Source organism: Lentzea chajnantorensis, from assembly GCF_054300775.1.
In genome coordinates this window covers 8,007,981-8,029,763 of record NZ_JBSDZT010000002.1, presented here as the reverse complement: position 1 = coordinate 8,029,763, position 21,783 = coordinate 8,007,981, and the positions used below count along the sequence as shown (strand labels likewise).

The window sequence follows — 21,783 nt, the reverse complement described above, 5'->3', positions numbered from 1 at the left end:
GGCGCCGCTGACGCGGGTGGTTGACGTGCACGCCGTGCACGGTGGGATCGTGCTCGCCCACCTGGTGGTGTGCGGGTGCACCGGGGAGCGGCCCTGGCCGGAACCGGAACGGCTCAGCCGTTGACGCCGAGCTTCGCGAGCAGCGCGGTGGTCACGGCGTCGATGGCCTGGCGCGCGGTGGTCCAGGACCCGGTCGGGCTCGTGGTGAGGACGGCGACGGCGTAGCGGTCGTCGAGCACGCCGGCGCTGTGCAGGTAGACGTCGCTGGGCAGGTAGTACATCCAGCCCTGCTTGGCGTACGCGCCGGTGCCGCCGAGCAGGCCGAACGCCTGGTCGAAGCCGTCGGCCGCGGTGGCGGGCGCCGCGGACAGAGCCGTGACGACCGCGTCGCGCACCGGCGAGCTGAGGACGTACCGGTAGAGCCGCACCATGTCGTCGGCCGTGATGACGACCTCGCCCCACTGCGACGGGTCGTCCGGCGCGTGCGTGCCGGTGAGTCCGGCGGCCGCGGCGACGCGACCGATGGCGCCCACGCCGTCGAACCTGGTCCAGAGCACGTCCATCGCGCTGTCGTCGCTCGCGCTCAACGCGCGATGTATCAGTTCGCGGTCCGCGTCGGTCACGGGCTGCTGGAGCGCGTCCACCGCCAGCAGCAGCTTCGACAACGACGCCGAGTAGAACTGCTGCTCGCCCTGCTGCTCGACGAGCTGACCCGTCTTCAGGTCGAGCACCGCGACGCCGACGTCGGACGCACCGCCCGCAGCTACCGCCGCCGATATGTCAGCTGCTGATATATCGGATATCGCCGACGAACCCGTATCCGATATATCGCCGGTAGCTCCGGAGTCCGGGCTGATATCCAGTACATCAGGTCCACGGAAAACTGATATATCGGATATCGGTTGGCCTTGGGCGAAGCAGGGCGCGGCGTCCGGGACCACGTAGACGGCCGCCGCGATGAGGACGATCAGCAGCCGGCGCACACCTCCAAGGTGTGCCTCACAGCAGGCGGGTGTCGAGCTTTTCCTCCTGTGCGGTTGCTGAAGAAACGTCCCTGGTCACGACGTACGCGCCGCTGCCGGGACGTTCCGCCACGGCCTCGACGAGCTCGGTGCCGCGGTAGAGCAGCCCGGCGCCGTCGTCGGTGCAGTAGGTCGTCGGCAGCACGCCCGCGGCCACCGCCTCGTGGACCTTGGGCCGGCGCTGCTCCTCGGAGTCGTAGTGCACGCCGTTGCCGTAGGGCAGCAGGCCGAGGCCGTTGGTGACGATGCGCAGGTCCGGTCCGAACGAGTCGGTCGCGCCGCCGGTGTGCCAGCAGATCGAGCCCGCGGAGACACCGCTGAGCACGACACCGGCCTCCCACGCCTTGCGGAACACCGGTCCGAGGCCGTGCACCTCCCACACCGCGAGCAGGTTCGCCACCGAACCGCCGCCCACCCACACGACGTCCTGCGCCAGCACGAACGACTCCAGGTCGTCGGTCGGCGGCATCGTGAACAGGTTGAGCACCGACACCTCGACGCCGGCGACGGCACCGGCCTCGACCACGTTGGCGTTCATCGCCCGCTGGTCGCCGCCCGCTGTCCCGACGTGGCAGAACCGCGGCTTGCGCCCCTGCACCCCGGACAGCTCCAGGGCGAAGTGGATCAGCTTGTTGAACTCGAGGTTGGTCCGGCGGCCGGAGCGGTAGCCCCCGGACGTCGCGAGGATGGTCGGCTGCTCAGCAGGCATGACGAAGATCCTCGCAGGGGCGTCAACGCGGGACCCCCGCCGTCTGGGAGCATGCTGGGTGTGCGGACGACCACCCTGAGACCACTCGCCAGGATTCGCCGGATCGTGTTGCGCCTCGTCTTCGGTGCGCTGGTCGTCGGGCTGCTGGTCGTGGGCGGCACGGCGGTCCGCGTGTGGCAGGTCGCGCGGGTGGACGACTGGACGAAGGCCGACATGGCGATCGTCCTGGGCGCCGCGCAGTACAACGGCGTGCCCTCCGACGTGCTCGAAGCCCGCCTGGGACACGCACTCGGGCTCTACCAGGAGGGCGTCGTCCGGTACATCGCCACCACCGGCGGCCGCCAGCCCGGCGACAACTTCACCGAGGGCCAGGTCGGCAAGCTGTGGCTGGTCGAGCGCGGGGTTCCCGAGGACCGGGTGCTGCAGGTCGGCGAGGGCGCGGACACGCTCGGCTCGCTGCGCGCCGTCGCGTCGGTCGCCAAGGAGCGCGACCTCAAGACCGCCGTGATCGTCAGCGACCCGTGGCACTCGCTGCGCGCCCGCACGATGGCCGAGGACGCCGGCCTGCGCGCGTGGACGTCGCCGACCAGGGTCGGCCCGAACGTGCAGACCCGCCAAGCGCAGCTGTTCTACATCAAGCGCGAGACCGGGGCGTTGCTGTACTACCGGCTGATGAAGGCGCACGCAGGCGTGTTCGACGAGCTCAAGCTCCCTAAGATCGGGTGATGGGATACACCGGCCACGACGCGGAGCGCCTGCTCGCGGAAGGACCCAAGAGCGCCGCGCTGCCGGGGGCCCGCACAGAAAAGCGCACCCCGTTCTCCCGCGACCGCGCCCGCGTCCTGCACTCCGCGGCGCTGCGCAGGCTCGCCGGCAAGACCCAGGTCGTCGGCCCTGGTGAGGGCTCCGAGGTCACCGGTGTGCCGCGGACCCGCCTGACGCACTCGCTGGAGGTCGCCCAGATCGGCCGCGGCATCGGCGAGGAGCTCGGCTGCGACCCGGACATCGTCGACACGGCCGGTCTCGCGCACGACATCGGCCACCCGCCGTTCGGGCACAACGGCGAGAGGGCGCTGAACGAGCTCGCGGGCCCGTGCGGTGGTTTTGAGGGGAACGCGCAGACGTTCCGCATCCTCGCCCGCCTCGAACCCAAGTCGCGGCACGGCCTCAACCTCACGCGCGCGGTGCTCGACGCGGCGACGAAGTACCCGTGGCCGCGCATGCCGGGCGTGGTGAAGTTCGGCGCGTACGACGACGACCTCGACGTGTTCGAGTGGATGCGCGCGGGCGCACCGGACCGGGCGAGGTGCATCGAGGCGCAGGTGATGGACTGGTCCGACGACGTCGCGTACTCGGTGCACGACGTCGAGGACGGCGTGCTGGCCCACCGCATCAGCCTCGCCGCGCTCGCCCGCCCCGACGAACGGGCCGCGATCGCCTCGCTGGCCGCGAAGACGTTCTCCGACGAGTCGGTCGCCACGCTGGAGGCCACCGCGCAGCAGCTCGTCGAGCTGCCCGTGATCGCGTACTTCACCGAACACGAGTACGACGGCTCGCTCGGCGCGCAGGTCGCGTTGAAGAACCTCACCAGCGAGCTGGTCGGCCGGTTCGCGAGCGCCGCCGTCACCGCGACCCGCGCCGTGCACGGCGACGGCCCGCTGACCAGGTACGGGGCCGCGCTGGAGGTCCCCGGCCAGGTCGCGGCCGAGGTGGCGCTGCTCAAGGCGATGGCCGTCCGCTACGTCATGAGCGACCCGGCCCGCCTGGCCATGCAGGCCGCGCAACGCGAGCTGATCACCGAGCTCGTCACCCGCCTGCTGCGGCGCCCGGAACTGCTCGACCCCGCGTTCCGCCCGGTGTTCGCCGCCGCCACCACCGACGCGGCCCGGCTGCGCGTCGTGGTCGACCAGGTCGCCCTGCTGACCGACGCGCAGGCCGTGGCCTGGCACCGCGCATCGGCGTAGCTTCGGGGGAACAGGAGACGGGTACCCACCGGGTCCGCGCATCTTGGAGGAGGGTCTTCGTGACCGATCAGGCCGACTTCGCACTGAACCTGCACCGCGTCGCCGTCCCTGATCCCGCCGAGACCGCCTGCTGGTCGCCGTTCTCCGTGGCCAGCGCGCTCGCACTGGCCCGCGCGGCCGCCGCCGGGCCGACCCGCACCGAGCTCGACGCGCTGCTCGGGGACTTCTCCGACACCGACTCGCTCGACGTGCCGGAGCTGTCCGTCGCGAACACCCTGTGGGCCGACGACGACCTGACGGTCGACCCGAGCTTCCCGCTGGCGGACTCGGTGCGCCGCACCGCGTTCTCCGACCCGCAGACCGTGCGCAAGCTCGTCAACACCGACGTCGCCGAGACCACCCGCGGCCTGATCCCCGAGCTGCTCGCCGCACCACCGCCCGCGGACGCCGCCGCGATCATCGTCAACGCCCTGTACCTCAAGACCGGCTGGCTGAACGCGTTCCCCGAGGCCGACACCGAGCAGCGGCCGTTCCACGCACCCGGCGGCGACGTCGACGTGCCGACCATGCGGGTCACCGAGAAGTTCCGCTACGCCCACCAGGGCGGCTGGCAGTCGATCGCGCTGCCCGCCGACTCCGGGATCGAGACCGTGGTCCTGCTGCCGGACACCTCGCTCGACCAGCCGCTCGACCCGTCCGTGCTCACCGCGGGCAGCCACGTGCGCCTCGAGCTCTCACTGCCCAAAGTGGACGTCCGGGCGCGGTTCAACCTCAAGGGAACGCTGCGGCGGCTCGGCGTCGAGCGCATGTTCACGCGCGAGGCCGACTTCTCCGGGCTCTCCCCGGACGAGCGGATGTTCGTCGACGACGTGGTGCACGAGGCGGTGCTGCGCCTGGACGAGGAAGGCCTCGAAGGCGCCGCGGCGACCGCGGTCACGTTCCGCACGGTGTCCTTCGAGATCCCGTCCGACCCGGTCGTGGTGACCGTCGACCGGCCGTTCCTGCTCGCCGTCCGCAACGCGCGGTCCGGCGCCGTCTACTTCCTCGCGCAGGTCGCCCGTCCCTGACCAGCCACCCGTGGGCACCATTCGCCCTGTAGAGCGAGCGTTTCGCGCGGCGAGATCATGATCTTGCCCTTACCGTTCTGGCATGACCCAGCACGGTGCCGGTGAGCAGTACGTCGTGCTCGCGGCCGCGGGCGCCACGCGGATCACCTGCTTCAGCGGCGTCACCATCCCGGTCCTGCTGCGCACCGAGTGCTACTCGAAGGCGCTGACGGCCGCGCTCGGGCTCGCACCCACGCCGGAGCTGCTGCGCGACGGCGTGCTGCCGCACTGCGTCTTCTTCATCCACGAGTACGCGCTGCGCACCGTCGTCGGCGGCAACCGGCTGATGGAGGACCAGGTCCTGCACCTGCTGTTCCACGCCCCGTCGATCAGGGTCGTGCCGGCCAGTGCGGGCGGGGCAGCGGCCATCGGGACCGACGTGGCGCTCATCCAGTACGCCCACGAACCTCCGCTCGTCTACCTGGCGAACTGGGTCACGGCCAGCGACACCGCGACCGTCGAACGGTGCGTGTGCGCCTTCCGCCGGTTGCACGACGTGGCGCTCGACAACGAACGCTCTCGCGACCTCCTCATGGAGTACGTGGCCGTCTACGACCGCTAGTTCGGGGTGTTGCGCCGCAGGAAGAGCCGCATCCCGTCCTCGCCGGGCAGCGCGCACAGCAGCAGGCGGACGTTCTGGTGCCGCACCGGGACCGCGCACGAGTCGCCCGCCAGCAGCGTTCCCGCCAGCAGGCCGGCCGACTCGTGGTCGATGTCCAGCACGAAGTCGTTGCTCATGAACTGGACCCTATGAGCTGCCAGGTCCACGACCCAGTCACCCAAAGGTGTCACATTCCGCGGAGCTGCCCCGTCCACCGGCCAGGACGAGGGCCAAGGGGGTTCGCCGGTGGGGACGCCTGCCGGACCCCGGCACACTGGGAGACGTGGAGAAGATCACGCTCACCGGTGCGCAGGAGACGATGCTCGCCACGCTGTACGGCAGGGCCCTGGACAGCGAGCGGGCGGCCTCCGTGCTGCACGACGTGGAGGCCCGCCGCGCGGTCGACCGGATCGACTACGACTTCACCAGGACCGGCATGACCACCACCAGCGCCGTCGGCGTCGCCATCAGGGCGAAGGTGCTCGACGACTGGACCGCCGACTTCCTCCGGCGCACCCCGTCGTGCACCGTCCTGCACCTCGCGTGCGGCCTCGACACGCGCGTGCACCGGCTGGACCGGCCCGACACCGTGCGGTGGGTGGACGTCGACCTGCCGGACGTGGTGGCGTTGCGGCACAAGCTGCTGCCGGTGCCGACCGGCGAGTACCGGCTCGTCGCCGGGTCGGTCGCCGACGACGGGTGGCTCGACGCCGTGTCGCCGGCCCGCCCGGTCGTCGTCGTGTTCGAGGGCCTGTCGATGTACCTCACCCGTGCCGAGGGGCACGCGCTGGTCCGGCGCGTCACCGAGCGGTTCGAGACCGGCGAGCTGCTGTTCGACGTCTACGGCACGTGGGGGATCAAGCTCCAGCGGCTCGTCCCGGCCGTGCGCAACGCCGGGGCGACGTTGCACTGGGGCGTCGACGACCCGCGCGAGGTCGAGGCGCTGCACCCCGGACTGACCACGGTGGACGCGCTGCGCAGCGTGGACCTGCCGCACCTGGGCGCGTTGCCCAGGTCCGGCAGGGTCCAGCTGAAGCTCGTCAGCGCGATCCCGAAGCTCCGCGACGTCGGGAAGGTGCTGCGGATGCGGTGGTGATCACCCGTGCGGCCACATCGTCAGCCTTCGACGACGAAGTCGAACTTAGCGGTGTACCGGTTGCCCACCAGCGGCCCGAGCGCGACCTCGCACTCGCGGTCGAGGTAGGCGTCGCGCCGGTTCAGCCAGGCCACGTTCATCCCGTACGCCCGCAGGTTGTCCGGGAAGAACAGCTGCGTGGTGAGGATCGGGCCGCCGCGGGCCTGCACCTTCACGTGGATGTGCGGGGTCCGGCCGGGGTAGTCCTTCGGGATGATCGTCTCCAGCACGTAGGCGCCGGAGGCGTTCGTGAACTGGTGGCCGCGCATCTTGAAGGTCGTGTTGTCGTACACGCCGCGGTCGTCGGCCTGCCAGAAGTCCAGCAGGGCGTTCTGGATCGGCGCGCACTTCATCGTGTACACGAACCCGGTGAGGCTCAGCACGATCCCGGTGACACCGGGCGTGCGCAGGTTCGTGCGCTGCGGGGAGTTGCGCTTGAAGTAGGGGCCTTCGATGTTCGACGGGGTGTCGTCGTCATCGACGCAGGTCGGGGTCAGGGGAAGAGGGGCGCTGCGCGCCGTCGTGGTGCCGGCGGCGGTCAGTGCGACCACGGCGGCCGCGCTGGTGGCGGTCGCCAGGAACGCCCGGCGGGTGGGGATCTCGTCGTGTTCGGGCATGTTCGGACTCCGGTGGTTGCAACCCGCGGCAGGGGGGCTTGGGCTGGCCAACTCGTCCGAACGTAAGCGGCGAAACGATCCAGGGACCAGTTGTGGTCCAGACCAAAAAACGCGGTCAGAACACCACGTGGGCGAGCTTGTCCGGGTTCGCCATGTCGTAGACCGCGTGCACCTTGCCGTCGTGCACGGCCATGGTGATCACGCGCCGGGACGCCTCGCCCGTCGCGGCCATGACCACCCCCAGCTCGCCGTTGACGAGCGTGGGCCGCAGCTCCGGCATGCCGTCCCGGTCGAAGCCGTACTTGCGCATGAGGCCGAAGAAGAAGCGGGCGATCTTCTCCGCGCCGGTGACCGTGTGGACCGCGGTGCGCGCCTTGCCGCCGCCGTCGCCGACCATGACCGCCTGCGGGTGCAGCAGGCCCAAGACGGCGTCGATGTCACCGCTCGACATGGCGTGCAGGAACTTCTCCAGCACCTCCTGCTGCTCGGCGAGCGCCGAGCGGGGCGGCGGTTCGGCACCGGCCACGGCCTTGCGCGCACGGGAGGCGTGCTGGCGAGCGGAGGCCTCCGAGACGCCGAGCACGTCGGCGATCTCGCTGAACGGCAGGGAGAACGCGTCGTGCAGCACGAACGCCACGCGCTGGTCGGGCGTGAGCCGGTCGAGCACCACGAGCGCGGCCATGCGCACGCCGTCCGCCTGCACGACCGACGCCAGCGGGTCGTCCGCCTCACCGGTCGTGAGCAGCGGCTCGGGCAGCCACGAGCCCACGTACGTCTCCCGGCGCACGGCCGCCGACCGCAGCCGGTCCAGGCAGATGCGGCTCACGACGGTGGTGAGCCACGCGCGGGCGTCGTCCAGACCCACGGCCTTGGCGAACTTCGGCCACGCCTCCTGCACCGCGTCCTCGGCGTCGGCGACGCTGCCGGTCAGCCGGTAGGCCACGCCGATCAGGTGCGTGCGGTGCAGTGCGAAGACGTCGGCCGCGGTCACGGGGTGCAGTCTGCCACTGCCGGATTTCGGCAGGCCGTAGACTCGGGGTGTGGCAGGACGCATCAGGGAAAGCGACATCGCGTTGGTGCGTGAACGCAGCCGCATCGACGAGGTCGTGGGCGACCAGGTGTCGCTCAAGCGGGCCGGCGGGGGAGCGTTGAAGGGCCTGTGCCCCTTCCACGACGAGAAGACGCCGTCGTTCAACGTGCGCCCGTCGCACGGCACGTTCCACTGCTTCGGCTGCGGCGAGGGCGGCGACGTGATCGCCTTCGTGATGAAGGTCGAGCACCTGTCGTTCGTGGAGGCCGTCGAGCGGCTCGCCGACCGGGCGGGCATCCAGCTCACCTACGAGGGCGGCGGCAACACGATCCAGCGCGACCGGGGCACGCGCAGCCGGCTCATCGAGGCGCACAAGGCGGCCGCCGAATGGTACGCGGAGCAGCTCGCGACGCCCGAGGCCCAGCCGGCCCGCGAGTTCCTCGCCGAGCGCGGGTTCGACGAGGCCGCGGCACGCCAGTTCGGCTGCGGCTACGCCCCCGGCGGCTGGGACAAGCTCACCAAGCACCTGCTGGGCCGCGGCTTCGAGCTGGCGGAGCTGATCAAGTCGCAGCTGGTCAAGGAGGGCCGCCAGGGCCCGATCGACCGGTTCCACCGGCGGCTGCTGTGGCCGATCAGGGACATCGGCGGCGAGGTCGTCGGCTTCGGCGCGCGGCGGATCTTCGACGACGACCCGATCCAGGCGAAGTACCTCAACACCAGCGAGTCGATGATCTACAAGAAGTCGCAGGTGCTGTTCGGCCTCGACCAGGCCAAGCGGGAGATCGCCAAGCGCAAGCAGGCCGTGATCGTCGAGGGCTACACCGACGTGATGGCCATGCACCTGGCCGGCGTCCCGACCGCGGTCGCCTCGTGCGGCACGGCGTTCGGCACCGACCACATGAACGTGCTGCGCAGACTGCTGATCGACGACGACGTGAACGGCGAGGTCATCTTCACCTTCGACGGCGACGAGGCCGGCCAGAAGGCGGCGCTGAAGGCGTTCGAGGGCGAACAGCAGTTCTCCGCGCAGACCTACATCGCGGTGGCGCCCGACGGCATGGACCCGTGCGAGCTGCGGCAGGCCAAGGGCGACGTGGCCGTGCGCGACCTGGTGGCCCGCCGCACGCCGTTGATCGAGTTCGCCATCAAAGCCCAGCTGCGCTCCTACGACCTCGACTCGGTCGACGGCCGCGTGGAGGCGCTGAAGAAGATGGTGCCGTTCGTCGCGCAGATCAAGGACCGCGCCAAGCGCGACGGCTACGCCACGCGCCTGGCCTGGTGGGTGGGCTGGGACGACGAGGCCATGGTCGTGCGCCGGGTGCGCCAGGTCGCGGGCGGCAAGGCCCCGGCCGTGGCGCCGCGCGCGGACCCGAACCAGATGGCGCTGTCCGTCGACGTCGACGGCCCCGCGCGCCCGAACCCGCGCGATCCCCGCCTGGTGCCCGAACGCGAGGTGCTGAAGGTGGCGCTGCGGCTGCCCGAGTACGCGGGCCCGCTGTACGACTCGCTGCCCGACGAGGCGTTCACCGACCCGGCCTACGTGGCTCTGCACCGCGCGATCCGCGCGGCCGGCGGCGCCTCGTCCGGTCTGGCGGGCACGGCGTACCTGGACGCGATCTCGCAGAACTGCTCGCACGCGTCGGTGCGGTCGGTGCTGACGGAGCTGGCCGTGGAACCGCTGGCGGTCAAGCAGGACGACGAGTTCCGCTACGTGTCGATGGTCATCGCGCGCCTGCAGGAGGTGCAGGTGAGCAAGCAGATCGAGGACGTGAAGTCGCGGCTGCGGCGCCTGTCCCCGATCAAGGACGCCGACGAGTACCGGGCGCTGTGGGGCGACCTCGTGGCGCTGGAGGAGTACCGCAAGGCACTGCTGCAGCAGAGCGCCGGGGTCCTGTAGATGGGCTTGTGGAAGCGGTTGTTCGGCTCCGGAGCGCCGGACGGGTTCGACGGGACGTTGGAGCCCGAGGAGACCGTGGTGGCGTGGGCCGCCGTCACCGGTGGCGGGCACCTCGTCGTGACGTCGCTGGGGCTGTGGGTGCCGGGACCGCGGCGGATCGGCTGGCACCTGGTCAGCAAGGTGAAGTGGGAGAAGCTCGCTGCGGGTCGTGGAGGCCCGCGAAGCCGACGTCGTCGAGTCCGTGGTGCTGCTGGAAGACCTTGCGCCGCAACGGTTCGCGCTGGAGGAACCCGGCCGGGTGATGCGCGCGATCTCGCAGCGGGTCGAGGGGTCGATCCGGCACCGGGAACGCGTGGACCCGCCCGGGGTGTGGGTCCTGCAGCGGAAGGTCCCGGGACGGGACGGGTCGGTGTGGCAGGCCCGCGGTGACGCCGGGGTGGACGAGGCGGCGGTGCGGGCGGCGGTGACGGCGTTCGTCGAGAAGCAGCCGCGTTAGCGCTGTTCACGCAAGAGCTGGCGCGCTAGCAGTACGCGTGTACTGTAAGCGGCATGTGGGATCCGGCGCAGTACCTGGCCTTCGCCGATCACCGGGCGCGGCCGTTCTACGAGCTCCTGGCACGCGTGCGGGCGGAGTCGCCGCGGCGCGTGGTCGACGTGGGCTGCGGCCCCGGCAACCTGACGGTGTCGCTGCGCGAGCGGTGGCCGGGCGCAGTGGTCGAGGCGTTCGACTCGTCGCCGGAGATGGTCGAGGCCGCGCGGCGGGCCGGTGTGGACGCGCGGGTGGACGACGTCACGACCTGGGAGCCGCCGCCCGACACCGATGTCGTGGTGTCCAACGCGGTGCTCCAGTGGATTGCGTCACACCCCGTGATCGCGCAGAGGTGGGCGGCCGTGCTGCCCGAGGGGGCGTGGCTCGCGTTCCAGGTGCCCGGCAACTACGCCGACGCCTCGCACCGGTTGATCCGGGAGGTCGCGGGTGAGCGGCTGGCGCACGTCTTCCGGGCCGAGCAGCCGGTGCTGCAGCCGGTCGAGTACGCCGAGCTGCTGGCCGGCTGCTCCTCCGTAGACGCCTGGGAAACCACGTACGTGCAGCGGCTCTCCGGCGCGGACCCCGTGCTGGAGTGGGTCTCCGGCACGGCGTTGCGGCCGGTGCGGGCCGCGCTGTCCTCTTCGGACTACGACGCGTACGTCGCGGAGCTGGCACCGCGGCTGCGCGAGGCCTACCCGCGGCGAGCCGACGGCACGACGTGGTTCCCGTTCAGGCGGATCTTCGTGGTCGCTCAGGTGTGACGACCGTCTCAGGTCACCGGCTGCCCGTTGGACCAGGTGGTGGTCTTCTCCTTGGTCCAGGGCGCCTTCTCCTTGGCGACGTGCGCGGCCTCGACCGACTTCTCCTTGGCGATGTGAGCCGCCTCGAACGCCTTGTCCTTGGCCGTACCAGCGGCTTTGCGCACGGTCGGGCTTTCGGTGAGCCGGTGCCAGGCGCGCACGATCTGGTCGTAGCGCTCCCGCCCGGCCTTCGCTCCGAGCACGTAGCCGACGGCCGCTCCGATCAGCATGGCCTTCATCATCCGGTTCCCTCTCGTAACAGGCCTGGTCAAGTGGTGTTCCTGGGCTAAACGGGGGGTGCCTGCAGAACCCGTTTCCAGCCTCATGTAGAGTTACCCACTGTCAGGAGGAACCAAGCCTGACGGAGACAACAGAACATTCCCCCATAGCTCAATTGGCAGAGCATGCGACTGTTAATCGCAGGGTTACTGGTTCGAGTCCAGTTGGGGGAGCTTCTCAAGACCCTGGTCATCCGACTGGGGTCTTTTGGTTTCGAGGCCCATGCGTGACCTTGGGGCCATGCGCTTCGCGAACCTCCGCCGCATCACCTCGCTGGACCCGGTGGCCGACCACCAGGAGGTCCTGCGCATCTCCGCCGGCCTGGAGTTCCCGTGGGACTACCAGAAGGCGCTGGAGTTCGCGCTGTTCCGCACCTACTGCGTCCCCACGATCTCCGGTCTGCTGGAACGCACCGGCGAGTTCGAACGCCGCCCGCAGAAGCGCTACGACGACACCGCCGTGCTGATGGCCGAGCTCGTCGAACACGGCTACGACTCCCCGCGCGGCCGCGAGGCCCTGCGGGTCGTCAACCGGCAGCACGGCCGTTACGACATCTCCAACGACGACATGCGGTACGTGCTCGCCACGTTCATCTACGACCCGATCGACTGGCTCACCCAGTACGGCTGGCGTCCTCTCTCACGCAACGAGCAACTGGCCGCGTTCCACTTCTACCGCGCGGTCGGCGCGCGCATGGGCATCCGCGACATCCCCGCGGACTTCGACGAGTACCGCGCGTTCAAGAAGGCCTACGAGGACCGGCACTTCGTCTACGCGCCCTCGAACCGCCGCATCGGCCAGTACACCCTGGACCTGTTCTGCTCGTGGTACCCGGCAGCGGTCCGCCCGGCGGTCGCACGGGCCGTGGTCGCGCTGCTCGACCAGCCGATGATCCGCGCGTTCGGCTTCACCGCGGCCCCGGCGTGGCTCAGCGCCCTCGGCCGTTTCGCCTTGCGCACCCGTGCCGCCGTGGTGCGCCACATGCCCGTGCGCCGCACGTTGAAGCTCACGAACGCCCGCAACCGCACCTACCCCGGCTACCCGAGGGGTTACCGGCCCTCGGACCTCGGCGCGAGCTCCAGCACCGCCCGCTGACCGTTCAGCACGAACCCCATCGCCCTCAGGAACTCGACGCCGGGCTCGAAGTCGCTGAGCCCGGCCTGCACCCGCGTGACCGCCGGGAACCGCTCGCGCAGCGCCCTGACCATCTCGCTGCCGATGCCCCACCGCCGCAGGTCGCCCGGCACCAGGAAGAACCCGATGCTCGCGTGCCCCGGCTCCGGGTGGTCGACCACCAGGTCCACGAACCCGATCATGCCCTCGGCCTCGGCGACCAGCAGGTGCTTCTGCTCGAACGCGGCCCCCTCCGGCAACGCGTAGAACAACCCCTGCACGTCGCCGGGCCCGGACGGGTGCCCCGTGGCGGCCTGGAACCAGTCGTCGCAGGCGGCGAACAGCCGCAGCACCTCGGCCTCGTCCGCCGGCGTGAAGTCGCGGAGGGTCAAACGCACGCGTGCAGCCTATGTGGCGCTCGCCACGGGGGCGCGCAAGGTCTGATCGGCGTGATCGGTATCCTCCTTCACGCAGTGCGCAGCCGTGCGGACGGCCGCTGCGCGGGGGAAGTAGCTCAGTTGGTCAGAGCAGCGGACTCATAATCCGTCAGGTCGTGGGTTCGAGCCCCACCTTCCCCACCGGTTCGTCTGGCGCGGGTCCGCTGGCGCGGTCGGGTGCTGGTCAGCGCCGGATGGCGTGGAAGGTGGATGACTCCGTGGATGTCCTGGAACCGCGGGAAGAGCAGGTCGACGAGCTGGTGGCCGAGTTCGATGACTGGGCTGCAGGGCGGGGGCTCGAGGTCGACCTCTTCGTCGTCGAGGCGGCGTTGGACGCACGGGTTCCGCACGTCGAGGTGCTCCTGCTCGAATGGTTCCCGCGGAAGGCCACGCTGGAGCGGCCGCACTGGTCGGGTGTGCTGACCACGCTGCACCACTGGGCCGACTTCCTGACCGCGACCCGCGGTGACGAGGAGTGGAACGGGGGCGAGCTGCACGCGGCGATCGACCGGAGCGCTCCGGAGTTCCTGGCCAGGATGGCGGACGAGCGCAACTACGGGCCGGCGAAGTTCTGGGCGACCCGGATGATCGAGCACGGCGTCGACCCCGAGGACGAGGACGACGTCCGCGACTTCCTGCTGGCGGTTCAGGGCGGTGCGGTCGAGTACGACGAGGACGTGCTGGCCGAGATCATGCGCAGGCACGCGGACGGCGGTGGAGCCGACCTGCTCCTCCCCGAGTTCGGCGGGGGTGCGCCGGGGCCGTTGCCGCCGGTGCCCGTTCCGCCCGATGGCGAGCTCGCGGCACTGGCGGAGGCCACCGGGGTGGTGACCCGGTTGCGGACGTTGGTGACGTGGGTGGGTGCCGGTCGTGCGGTGACGACCACGAAGCACCTGCTCGTTGCGGACGCCCGTGAGCTGGCAGTGCTGCTGGGACTGGACGAGCCGGGTGCGGAACGGGCGCGCGGCAGCGAGGACCTGCCGGAGGTGTCGCTGCTGGTGGCCTGGGCCAGGGCCGTTCGCCTGGTCCGGGTGGTCAAGGGCAGGCTCGTGGCGGTCAAGAGTGCGGCCGGCCTCCTGGACCGGCCGGTGGAGCTGTGGTGGCGGGCGTTCGAGGCGTACGGCGGGCTGGGGCCCGAGGCGTGCGCGCCCGCGAGCCGGCACGAGGCACCCTCTCCGCTCGGGCTGGCGCTGCGGGAGGTGCTGCTGGACCTGTGGCTGGGCCTCTACCCGGCAGGCGGGGCACCGGTACCGGTGGAGCTGCTGGCGGAGAGCGCTCACCACGCGGTGTCCGCGTGGTTCGAGGTCGGCGGGTTGCCGGCCGGTGCCCGGGAGGTGATGTGGCGGCGGGATTTCGCCGCTGTGCTCGGGGCCCTGGCGGTGCTGGGGGTGGTCGAGCTGGCGGTGTCCGCGGACGCGGAGGAGCACGCCGAGATCATCGAGCTGTCCGGCAACGATGATCCCGACCTCACCCTCGCCCGGCTGACACCCCTCGGCCGGTGGGCTGTGCAGCGGGCGTTGCGCGCGGAGGGGTTCGACGCGCCGTCCGTGGAGGAGTTCGCGCAGTTCCCGCTGGAGGAGGTGTGCGAGGCGGTGGAGCCCTGCGCACCGGAGGTCGCCGAACCGGTCCTGGCTGCCTGGGTCGCGGCCAGGGACGCCGGGGAGGCGGCGGCCGAGCTCGCGGCGTTCTGCGTGGACGGGCCGTCCGCCGAGGTGCGGCTGCTGGCGTGGGCCGCGCTGGAGCACGCCGGTGCACCGGGTGCGGAGCAGGCCCGCCGGCTGCGCTCCGCAGGAGTGGTGCCGACCGAGTGGCCGGCCGTGGCGAGCTGACCTCCCGGCCGCAGCGCGATGGGAGTCCACTGAGGACGGACCGTCCGCCTGACCAGGCCCGTCACCCGGCTCCATGCGGGCTCCAGGGCTTGTGACTACCGTGGTCGGGGTGCGAGTGGCGACCTGGAACGTGAACTCCGTCAAGCAACGCGTGCCGAGGCTCTTGCCGTGGCTGGACCAGCGGCAGCCGGACGTGGTGTGCCTGCAGGAGACCAAGCTGGCCGACGACGCCTTCACCGCCCTGCTCGGCGCGGAGCTGGAGCAGCGCGGGTACCAGGTCGCGGTGTTCGGCGAGACGCAGTGGAACGGGGTTGCGATCCTGTCGCGCGTCGGGCTGGAGGACGTGGAGGTCGGTGTCGCCGGTGCGCCGGGGTTCCCGCACCAGGAGGCACGGGCCGTGGCCGCCACGTGTGGTGGTGTGCGGGTGCATTCGCTGTACGTGCCGAACGGGCGTGAGCCGGAGTCGGACCACTACAAGTACAAGCTGGAGTGGCTCGCCGCACTCAGGGACGTGCTCGCAGCCGGGCCGGCGGACGCGCTGGTCTGCGGTGACATCAACATCGCCCCCGCCGACGCCGACGTGTTCGACCCCGACGCCTTCGCCGGGCACACGCACGTGACGGAGCCGGAACGGGCGGCGCTGCGGGCGATCGAGGCGCTCGGGTTCCACGACGTCGTGCGCGAGCGGTGGCCGGACGAGCGGATCTTCAGCTACTGGGACTACCGGGCCGGCATGTTCCACCGCGACCTGGGCATGCGGATCGACCTGGTCCTGGCGAGCGACGGGGTGGCGCCGCGGGCGAAGGCCGCGTGGATCGACCGGCACGCGCGCAAGGGCACCGGACCGAGCGACCACGCGCCGGTCGTCGTCGACCTCGACGAGGCGCCGGACGGTGACATCGGGCCCGTCGTGCCGCCGCCGTCGGCTCCGGGCGCGAAGAAGAAGGTCAAGCTGCCCCAGGCGAAGTGAGCGGCAGGGCCACGGTGAACGCGGCCCCGCCCTCCGGTGCGGGGCCCGCCGTGATCGTGCCGCCCATCCGGGTGACCAGGCCGTGCACCAGCGCCAGGCCCACACCGGTGCCGACCGGGCGGGTCTGCTGGTAGCGGGCGTGCAGCACGCCGCGGTCGAACGCCACGGGGTAGTCCTCCGGTGCCAGGCCGGGGCCGCCGTCGCGCACCTCCAGCACCGACGACACCGCGAGCACGACCGGGCGGCCCGCGGGCGTCACGCGCAGGGCGTTCTCCAGCAGGCCGTCGATCACCTGGCGCAGCCGCCGGGGGTCCGCGCGCACCACCGGGGAGGCCGTGACGTCGACCGAGAACCGCACGCCGGCCGCGTGGCAGCGGGCGTGCCACACCTCGGCGGCCGAGCGGACCACGGGGACCAGCTCGACGGCGGCGAGGTCGAGGCGGAAGTCGTCGGCGCCCAGGCGGGCCAGGTCGAGCAGGTCGGACACGAGCCGGTCCAGCCGGCGGGCCTCGGACAGGACCACCGCGCCGACCGGGGCCACCTGCTCGCCGGTGACCACGCCGTCGGCCAGCGACTCGGCGAACCCGGTGACGGCGGTCAGCGGCGTGCGCAGCTCGTGCGACACCGACAGCAGGAAGTCGCGCTGCCGGGACTCGCTGCGCTGCAACGCGTCCGCGAGGTCGTTCACCGACCTCGACACCTCGGCCAGCTCGTACGGGCCGGACACCGGCACGCGCAGGTCCCGCCGGCCACCGCTCATCGCGTGCGCGACCCCGGCGACCCGGCGCAACGGCCGCGCCAGCACCGTGCCCAGCGCCAACCCGGCCACGCAGGCCACGACCAACCCGATGGCGAGCGCGAACAGGACGTTGCGGACCAGCGCACGCGCGTTGCCGCCCGTCTCGGTCTCCTGCACCAGCGCGAACCCGCCGCCACCGGACGGCCGCGCCTCGACCAGCAGCCGCCCGCTCGTCTTCGACACCGGTTTCCCGGTGAGGACCTCCTCGGCGTGCACGGCGCGTGCGGCCCGCACGGCAGCCTTGTCCTGGCCGGACACCTCACCGGTCGCGGACATCGTGACGATCGCGATGCCCTGCCCCTCCAGCACCTGCTCGACCCGCCTGTTCGACACCTGGCCCGCGACGACGTCGGCCTGGTTCGCCAGGATCTCGCGGCTCACCTCGCGGGAGGTGCTCAGCAACAGGCGCGTGGACACGAACCCGGCGACGAGGACCGCGACGAACGCGACCCCCAGGCACAGCAACGCGATCCGGGTGGCGAGGTTCACGACGCGTCCGCCGAGTAGCCGACGCCGCGCACCGTCCGGATAGGACTGGAGACGCCGAACTTCGCGCGCAGCTGGGCGATGTGCACGTCGACCGTGCGCGTCCCGGCCGCGGACGAGTACCCCCACACCGCGCTCAGCAGCTGCTCGCGGGAGAACACCCGGCGCGGGTGCCGCATCAGGTGGGCGAGCAGGCCGAACTCCGTCGAGGTCAGGGAGACCTCGGCGGAGCCGGCCCACGCGCGGCGTTCCCCGACGTCCAGCCGCACGTCACCCACCCGCAGCGCCTCGGTGGCGGTCGCGGCGGGCGTGGCCCTGCGCAGCACCGTGCGGACCCGCAGCGCGAGCTCGCGCGGGCTGAACGGCTTGGTGACGTAGTCGTCCGCGCCGAGCTCCAGCCCGAGCAGCCGGTCGACCTCGTCGTCGCGCGCGGTCACGAACAGCACCGGCGTCCAGTCGCCCGCCGCCCGCAGCGCGCGGCAGACCTCGATGCCGCTCATCCCCGGCAGGCCCACGTCCAGCACGACCGCGACCGGCGCGAGTGAGCGGACCGCGGCCAGTGCCGCGTCCCCCGCGGCCTCCAGGTGCACGCCGAACCCGTCGCGCCGCAGGTAGAGGGCGACGAGCTCGGCGATCGCCGGTTCGTCCTCCACGACGAGCACCAGGCCACGTTCCACTGCTCACCCCAGTTGGTCGATCTCGGACTCGATGCTGTTCAGCGTCGATTCCACAGCATCGAGGTCGAGGGCCGGCTCCTCACCCCGGCACGCCGTCAGCGAGACCAGCAACGCGAGCGCGGCCACCCACCTCACTTGGCACCGCAGTGCTCGGACTTGAACCTCGCCACCCGCTCACCGGCCTGGCCGAGCCGCACGAGCTGGGCCGCGCGCAGCTTCACCCGCGCGTCCAGCACGTCCGCACGCGCCGTGTTGCCGGCCTTGCGCGCGTCGGCCGCCTTCTGCTCCAGCCACTTGGTCGAGCCGAGCGTCTCGGGCGTGCCGTTGATCCTGTCGGTCAGCGCCTTGACCTTGGCCTCGACTCGCGGCACGCGCTGCTCGCAGATCTTGCGCACCTTCTCCGGGCTGATCGTGACCGGTTCCTGGGCCGACGCGGTGCCCGCGCCGAGCAGCAGCAGTCCGGCGACGACCACGCCGATTCGTGAAATGTCCATGACGCAGAACGATGGCGGCCCGCCGTCAGAGGCAGGTCCGGCGGATGTTCGGGTTCTGCAAAGACCCGGAGGGGTTAGGCCGGGTGGGTGAAGGCGACGGTCTCGCCGAACGCGGCGGGACGGCGCCGGCTGTCCTGCGGCACGTCGAGCAACGCCCAGATGACGTGCCGTCCGCCCCCGGCCGGCGTCTCACCCATGGTGAAGTTGCAGACGGCGATGGACGCGACGTTGCGCCGCATGGTGTTCCACTGCCTGAGGTCAAGCCGTGCGGTCGTGCGCACCGCCACGGACAACTTGTCACCACGCATGCGCAGCAACAACGAGACCGGCTGCTCGTCCTCGACGTGCGACACGAGCTCCACGGCCAGCTGCGGCGCCACGTCCAGCAACGCCTGCACGCCCCACCGTTCGCACGCGCGCTCGGTGATGCGCTCTGCCACATGCGGCGCACACCGGCACGTGGGCAGCACGGCGTCCACTCGGTCCTCGTGCTGCAAACGGGTCACGTTCGCGAGTGCGGCCTCCGTGGTGGCGTGCAGCGGGATGTGCCGCGGCAGACCGCGCGCCCCCAGCGTCGACCGCAACCGGTGGTCGCCCACGACGAGGCTCAGCGAGATGCCCGGCCAGCGCGCCGCCGACAGCCACACCACGTCGAACACCACGAGCAGCGCGGGCGACTCGGCCACGAGGCCGTCGAGCTCGACGACGACGCCGACCAGCTCCCTGGTGGCGCAGTCGAGCAGCACGTCCTGCACGCGCAGGTACGTGGACCAGTCCAGGCGGCCGGTGAAACGCACCACCAGCACGCCGTTCTGCTCCCGGAGGCCGACGGCGAGACCGTGCGCGGCGGTGTCAGCGGTCATGGTCCTTCCCTCCCCGGAACGCGGGCTCCCACCTCCCACACTGGCTGTCACGACCCGGTCGCCCTAGGGGGTAACTACCCGTGTTCCGGCGTTGGTACCTCCGGGGGACCGCGTTGCAGCGGCCGATCGCACCGACCTAGGGTGCGGTGTGGGCAGCGCACTTTCCCCGAGTCGCAAAGGCAACCTGCCTGCCGACACCACTGCTTTTGTGGGCAGGAAACAGGATGTCGCCGAGGTCAGGAGACTCCTGGCGGAGTCGCGCCTGGTCACCCTGACGGGGGTCGGCGGGGTGGGCAAGACCCGGCTCGCGCTGCGGGCGGCGGCCGAGCTGCGCCGGGCGTTCCCCGACGGCGTGTGGTTCGTGGAGCTGGGCGGGCTGAACGACCCGGACCTGGTCGTGCACACCGTGCTGGAGTCGTTGGGGGTGCACGACGACACGGTCCGCCGGCACCGGACCGTCCTGGTGGAACACCTGCGCGACCGGCAGGTGCTGGTGGTGCTGGACAACTGCGAGCACGTCGTCGGCGCGATCGCCGACCTGGTGGACGGGCTGCTGCGCGGTGTGCCCGGCCTGCGCGTGCTCGCGACCAGCCGGGAACGCCTCGGCGTGGACGGTGAGCACCTGTGGCAGGTCGCGCCGCTGCCGCGGGACCCGGCGCTGGACCTGTTCGCCGAACGCGCGGCCGCCGTCGAGCCGGGGTTCGCGATCACGGCGGCCAACCACGCCGCGGTGAGCCAGATCTGCGCGCTGCTGGGTGGAATCCCACTGGCCATCGAACTGGCCGCGGTGCGGTTGCGGGTGCTGACGCTCGACCACCTGCTGTCCAGGTTGGACGACACGTTCCGGGTGCTGGGCGACGGACGGCGCGGGGGCGACCCGCGGCACCAGACGCTGCAGGCGGCGGTGGACTGGAGCTTCCACCTGTGCACCCGCGCCGAACAGGTGCTGTGGGCGCGCGCGTCGGTGTTCTCCGGCACGTTCGACCTGGAGGCCGCGGAACGGGTGTGCTCCGGTGAGAGCGTGGACACCCACGAGGTCATGCGGTCGCTGGCCGGTCTGGTCGACAAGTCCGTGGTGGTGGCCGAGCAGCACCCGTCCGGCACCCGGTTCCGGTTGCTGGAGCCGTTGCGCCAGTACGGCTTGGACAAGCTGCGCTCCGCCGGGTGCGAGCAGGTGCTGCGCGAACGGCACCGCGACCACTACATCGAGTGGGCCCGGCGGCGCGAGGAGGAGTGGTTCGGCCCGGCCCAGCCGCGGATCTTCGCGCTGACCCACCTGGAGAACGCGAACCTCCGGTCCGCGCTGGACTTCTGCTTCTCCGCCGCCGGTGACCACTGCGTCCACCTCGCCGGCACGCTGTGGTTCTACTGGGCGGGCTGCGGGATGCTCGGCGAGGGCCGGCACTGGCTCGACCGCGCGCTCCAGACGTCCGCGACCGGCCCGGTGCGGGCCAAGGCCCTGTGGGTCAACGGCTACGTGGCCACGTTGCAGGGCGACATCGCCACCTCGGTACGCATGCTCGACGAGTGCCGCGACTACGCGCGCACGGCCGGTGACGAGTCGGCGCTCGCCTACGCCACCCACCGACTGGCCTGCACCCACCTCGTCGGCGACGACCTGGACCTGGCCGACGAGCTGTTCGAGGAGGCCAGGAGGCGCTACCGCAGCCTCGGCGCGGTCAACAGCCACACCATGCTCGCGGGCATCGAGCTCGCGATCTCCGCTACCTTCCGCCGCGACTTCGCCACCGCGGAACGGCTCTGCGTCGAGGCGAAGGCCGTGGGCGAGGAGCACGGCGAGCTGTGGGCGCAGGCGTACGCCATCTACGTGCTCGCGTTGTGCGCGTGGGCCAGCGGCGACCTCGCGCGGGCGGACGCGCTGGGCCGCGACTGCCTGCGGATCAAGCGCACGTTCCACGACCTGCTCGGCATCGTGCTCGGCATGGAGGTGCTGGCCTGGATCGCCGCCTCGCAGGGCAACGCCCGGCGCGCGGCGACGCTGCTCGGTGCGACCAGCGAGATCTGGCGGTCGGTCGGCTACCCGATGTTCGGCTCCCGCTACTTCGGCACGCCGCACGGGGAGTGCGAGTCGGCGGTCGTCACGGCGCTGGGCGAGGCGGAGTTCCGGGTGGCGTTCCGGCACGGCATGGACCTGGAGCTGGAGGACGCGCTCGCGTTCGCCATCGGTGAGGAGCCGGCGGTACCGGAGCCGGTCGAGCCGCCCACCCCGCTGACCCGCCGCGAGCAGCAGGTGGCCGACCTGATCGCCGGCGGCATGTCGAACAAGGAGATCGCGGCCCGGCTCGTGATCGCGCGGCGGACCGCGGAGGGCCACGTCGAACGCATCCTGCAGAAGCTCGGGTTCACGTCACGGGCGCAGATCGCGACGTGGGTGACCGAACGCCGCACCTGAGCAGCACGGGGGC

At 71.6% G+C, this 21,783-nt stretch carries 24 protein-coding genes and 2 tRNA genes; 14 read left to right on the top strand and 12 right to left on the bottom strand.

The annotated features are described in order from the left end of the window. Window positions 1–113 precede the first annotated feature (113 nt). Window positions 114–983 carry a serine hydrolase gene (locus ACVDFE_RS38410; RefSeq protein ID WP_458433858.1) on the bottom strand — a complete coding sequence of 290 codons (870 nt, stop codon included), beginning with the start codon at window positions 981–983 and terminating at the stop codon, window positions 114–116. Between the two features lie 16 nt (window positions 984–999). Further along, the gene (locus tag ACVDFE_RS38405) at window positions 1,000–1,731 is read right to left on the bottom strand and encodes a Type 1 glutamine amidotransferase-like domain-containing protein (protein WP_360397182.1); all 732 of its coding nucleotides are present in this window, start codon (window positions 1,729–1,731) and stop codon (window positions 1,000–1,002) included. 51 nt (window positions 1,732–1,782) lie between these two features. On the opposite strand from ACVDFE_RS38405, the gene ACVDFE_RS38400 reads away from it, so the two are divergent. From ACVDFE_RS38400 to ACVDFE_RS38385, 4 genes are all read left to right on the top strand, one after another. Continuing rightward, on the top strand, window positions 1,783–2,457 hold the full coding sequence (locus ACVDFE_RS38400; RefSeq protein WP_360397183.1) for a YdcF family protein: 675 nt from the start codon (window positions 1,783–1,785) through the stop codon (window positions 2,455–2,457). Further along, window positions 2,457–3,695 carry a deoxyguanosinetriphosphate triphosphohydrolase gene (locus ACVDFE_RS38395; RefSeq protein WP_458433857.1) on the top strand — a complete coding sequence of 413 codons (1,239 nt, stop codon included), beginning with the start codon at window positions 2,457–2,459 and terminating at the stop codon, window positions 3,693–3,695. The genes ACVDFE_RS38400 and ACVDFE_RS38395 overlap by 1 nt, the downstream gene beginning before the upstream one ends. A 59-nt stretch (window positions 3,696–3,754) precedes the next feature. Continuing rightward, on the top strand, window positions 3,755–4,762 hold the full coding sequence (locus ACVDFE_RS38390; protein ID WP_458433856.1) for a serpin family protein: 1,008 nt from the start codon (window positions 3,755–3,757) through the stop codon (window positions 4,760–4,762). Between the two features lie 82 nt (window positions 4,763–4,844). After that, the gene (locus ACVDFE_RS38385; protein ID WP_360397186.1) at window positions 4,845–5,363 is read left to right on the top strand and encodes a Scr1 family TA system antitoxin-like transcriptional regulator; all 519 of its coding nucleotides are present in this window, start codon (window positions 4,845–4,847) and stop codon (window positions 5,361–5,363) included. On the opposite strand, the gene ACVDFE_RS38380 is transcribed toward ACVDFE_RS38385, so the two are convergent. Then, a complete protein-coding gene (locus ACVDFE_RS38380; RefSeq protein ID WP_030472123.1) occupies window positions 5,360–5,539 on the bottom strand; it encodes a hypothetical protein in 180 nt (59 codons plus the stop codon). The genes ACVDFE_RS38385 and ACVDFE_RS38380 overlap by 4 nt on opposite strands. 146 nt (window positions 5,540–5,685) lie before the next feature. On the opposite strand from ACVDFE_RS38380, the gene ACVDFE_RS38375 reads away from it, so the two are divergent. Beyond that, window positions 5,686–6,498, top strand: coding sequence for a class I SAM-dependent methyltransferase (locus tag ACVDFE_RS38375; RefSeq protein ID WP_458433855.1), 813 nt, complete (start codon window positions 5,686–5,688; stop codon window positions 6,496–6,498). A 20-nt stretch (window positions 6,499–6,518) separates the two neighbouring features. On the opposite strand, the gene ACVDFE_RS38370 is transcribed toward ACVDFE_RS38375, so the two are convergent. Further along, a complete protein-coding gene (locus ACVDFE_RS38370) occupies window positions 6,519–7,154 on the bottom strand; it encodes a dioxygenase family protein (RefSeq protein WP_360397188.1) in 636 nt (211 codons plus the stop codon). Window positions 7,155–7,269: 115 nt separating this feature from the next. Next, entirely contained in the window at window positions 7,270–8,154 is an 885-nt protein-coding gene (locus ACVDFE_RS38365; protein WP_458434465.1) for a sigma-70 family RNA polymerase sigma factor, read from the bottom strand. 40 nt (window positions 8,155–8,194) lie between these two features. Between ACVDFE_RS38365 and dnaG the strand changes: the two genes are divergently transcribed. From dnaG to ACVDFE_RS38350, 3 genes are all read left to right on the top strand, one after another. Then, on the top strand, window positions 8,195–10,081 hold the full coding sequence (gene dnaG / locus ACVDFE_RS38360; RefSeq protein ID WP_360397190.1) for a DNA primase: 1,887 nt from the start codon (window positions 8,195–8,197) through the stop codon (window positions 10,079–10,081). Window positions 10,082–10,289: 208 nt separating this feature from the next. After that, a complete protein-coding gene (locus ACVDFE_RS38355) occupies window positions 10,290–10,577 on the top strand; it encodes a hypothetical protein (protein WP_458433852.1) in 288 nt (95 codons plus the stop codon). Window positions 10,578–10,630: 53 nt separating this feature from the next. Next, window positions 10,631–11,371 carry a trans-aconitate 2-methyltransferase gene (locus tag ACVDFE_RS38350; protein ID WP_458433851.1) on the top strand — a complete coding sequence of 247 codons (741 nt, stop codon included), beginning with the start codon at window positions 10,631–10,633 and terminating at the stop codon, window positions 11,369–11,371. A gap of 8 nt (window positions 11,372–11,379) precedes the next feature. Here ACVDFE_RS38350 and ACVDFE_RS38345 read toward each other — a convergent pair whose 3' ends face one another. Next, the gene (locus tag ACVDFE_RS38345) at window positions 11,380–11,640 is read right to left on the bottom strand and encodes a YtxH domain-containing protein (protein ID WP_360397193.1); all 261 of its coding nucleotides are present in this window, start codon (window positions 11,638–11,640) and stop codon (window positions 11,380–11,382) included. Between the two features lie 149 nt (window positions 11,641–11,789). Between ACVDFE_RS38345 and ACVDFE_RS38340 the strand changes: the two genes are divergently transcribed. Beyond that, window positions 11,790–11,862: transfer RNA gene (locus ACVDFE_RS38340), tRNA-Asn, on the top strand. 67 nt (window positions 11,863–11,929) lie between these two features. Continuing rightward, window positions 11,930–12,784, top strand: a complete 855-nt coding sequence (locus ACVDFE_RS38335) for an oxygenase MpaB family protein (RefSeq protein WP_458433850.1) — start codon at window positions 11,930–11,932, stop codon at window positions 12,782–12,784. Here ACVDFE_RS38335 and ACVDFE_RS38330 read toward each other — a convergent pair. After that, window positions 12,739–13,200, bottom strand: a complete 462-nt coding sequence (locus ACVDFE_RS38330; RefSeq protein WP_458433849.1) for a GNAT family N-acetyltransferase — start codon at window positions 13,198–13,200, stop codon at window positions 12,739–12,741. The genes ACVDFE_RS38335 and ACVDFE_RS38330 overlap by 46 nt on opposite strands. Before the next feature lie 105 nt (window positions 13,201–13,305). Here ACVDFE_RS38330 and ACVDFE_RS38325 point away from each other — a divergent pair. The 3 genes from ACVDFE_RS38325 (at window position 13,306) to ACVDFE_RS38315 (ending at window position 16,038) form a co-directional block, all read left to right on the top strand. After that, window positions 13,306–13,380: transfer RNA gene (locus ACVDFE_RS38325), tRNA-Ile, on the top strand. A 77-nt stretch (window positions 13,381–13,457) separates the two neighbouring features. Beyond that, a complete protein-coding gene (locus tag ACVDFE_RS38320) occupies window positions 13,458–15,068 on the top strand; it encodes a hypothetical protein (protein ID WP_458433848.1) in 1,611 nt (536 codons plus the stop codon). 100 nt (window positions 15,069–15,168) lie between these two features. Beyond that, a complete protein-coding gene (locus tag ACVDFE_RS38315) occupies window positions 15,169–16,038 on the top strand; it encodes an exodeoxyribonuclease III (protein ID WP_458433846.1) in 870 nt (289 codons plus the stop codon). Here ACVDFE_RS38315 and ACVDFE_RS38310 read toward each other — a convergent pair. The 5 genes from ACVDFE_RS38310 to ACVDFE_RS38290 form a co-directional block, all read right to left on the bottom strand. Then, window positions 16,016–17,326, bottom strand: coding sequence for an ATP-binding protein (locus ACVDFE_RS38310; RefSeq protein ID WP_458433845.1), 1,311 nt, complete (start codon window positions 17,324–17,326; stop codon window positions 16,016–16,018). The two genes, ACVDFE_RS38315 and ACVDFE_RS38310, sit on opposite strands and share 23 nt — an antisense overlap. Beyond that, window positions 17,323–18,000, bottom strand: a complete 678-nt coding sequence (locus ACVDFE_RS38305) for a response regulator (RefSeq protein WP_458433843.1) — start codon at window positions 17,998–18,000, stop codon at window positions 17,323–17,325. The genes ACVDFE_RS38310 and ACVDFE_RS38305 overlap by 4 nt, the downstream gene beginning before the upstream one ends. Before the next feature lie 3 nt (window positions 18,001–18,003). Continuing rightward, window positions 18,004–18,126 carry a hypothetical protein gene (locus tag ACVDFE_RS38300; protein WP_458433841.1) on the bottom strand — a complete coding sequence of 41 codons (123 nt, stop codon included), beginning with the start codon at window positions 18,124–18,126 and terminating at the stop codon, window positions 18,004–18,006. 5 nt (window positions 18,127–18,131) lie between these two features. After that, complete coding sequence (locus ACVDFE_RS38295) at window positions 18,132–18,494, bottom strand: hypothetical protein (protein WP_360397201.1); 363 nt, start codon at window positions 18,492–18,494, stop codon at window positions 18,132–18,134. A 74-nt stretch (window positions 18,495–18,568) separates the two neighbouring features. Then, entirely contained in the window at window positions 18,569–19,357 is a 789-nt protein-coding gene (locus tag ACVDFE_RS38290; RefSeq protein WP_458433839.1) for a hypothetical protein, read from the bottom strand. 208 nt (window positions 19,358–19,565) lie between these two features. Between ACVDFE_RS38290 and ACVDFE_RS38285 the strand changes: the two genes are divergently transcribed. Beyond that, window positions 19,566–21,770: an ATP-binding protein gene (locus ACVDFE_RS38285; RefSeq protein ID WP_458433837.1), complete on the top strand. Its 2,205-nt coding sequence runs from the start codon at window positions 19,566–19,568 to the stop codon at window positions 21,768–21,770. Window positions 21,771–21,783: the final 13 nt, after the last annotated feature.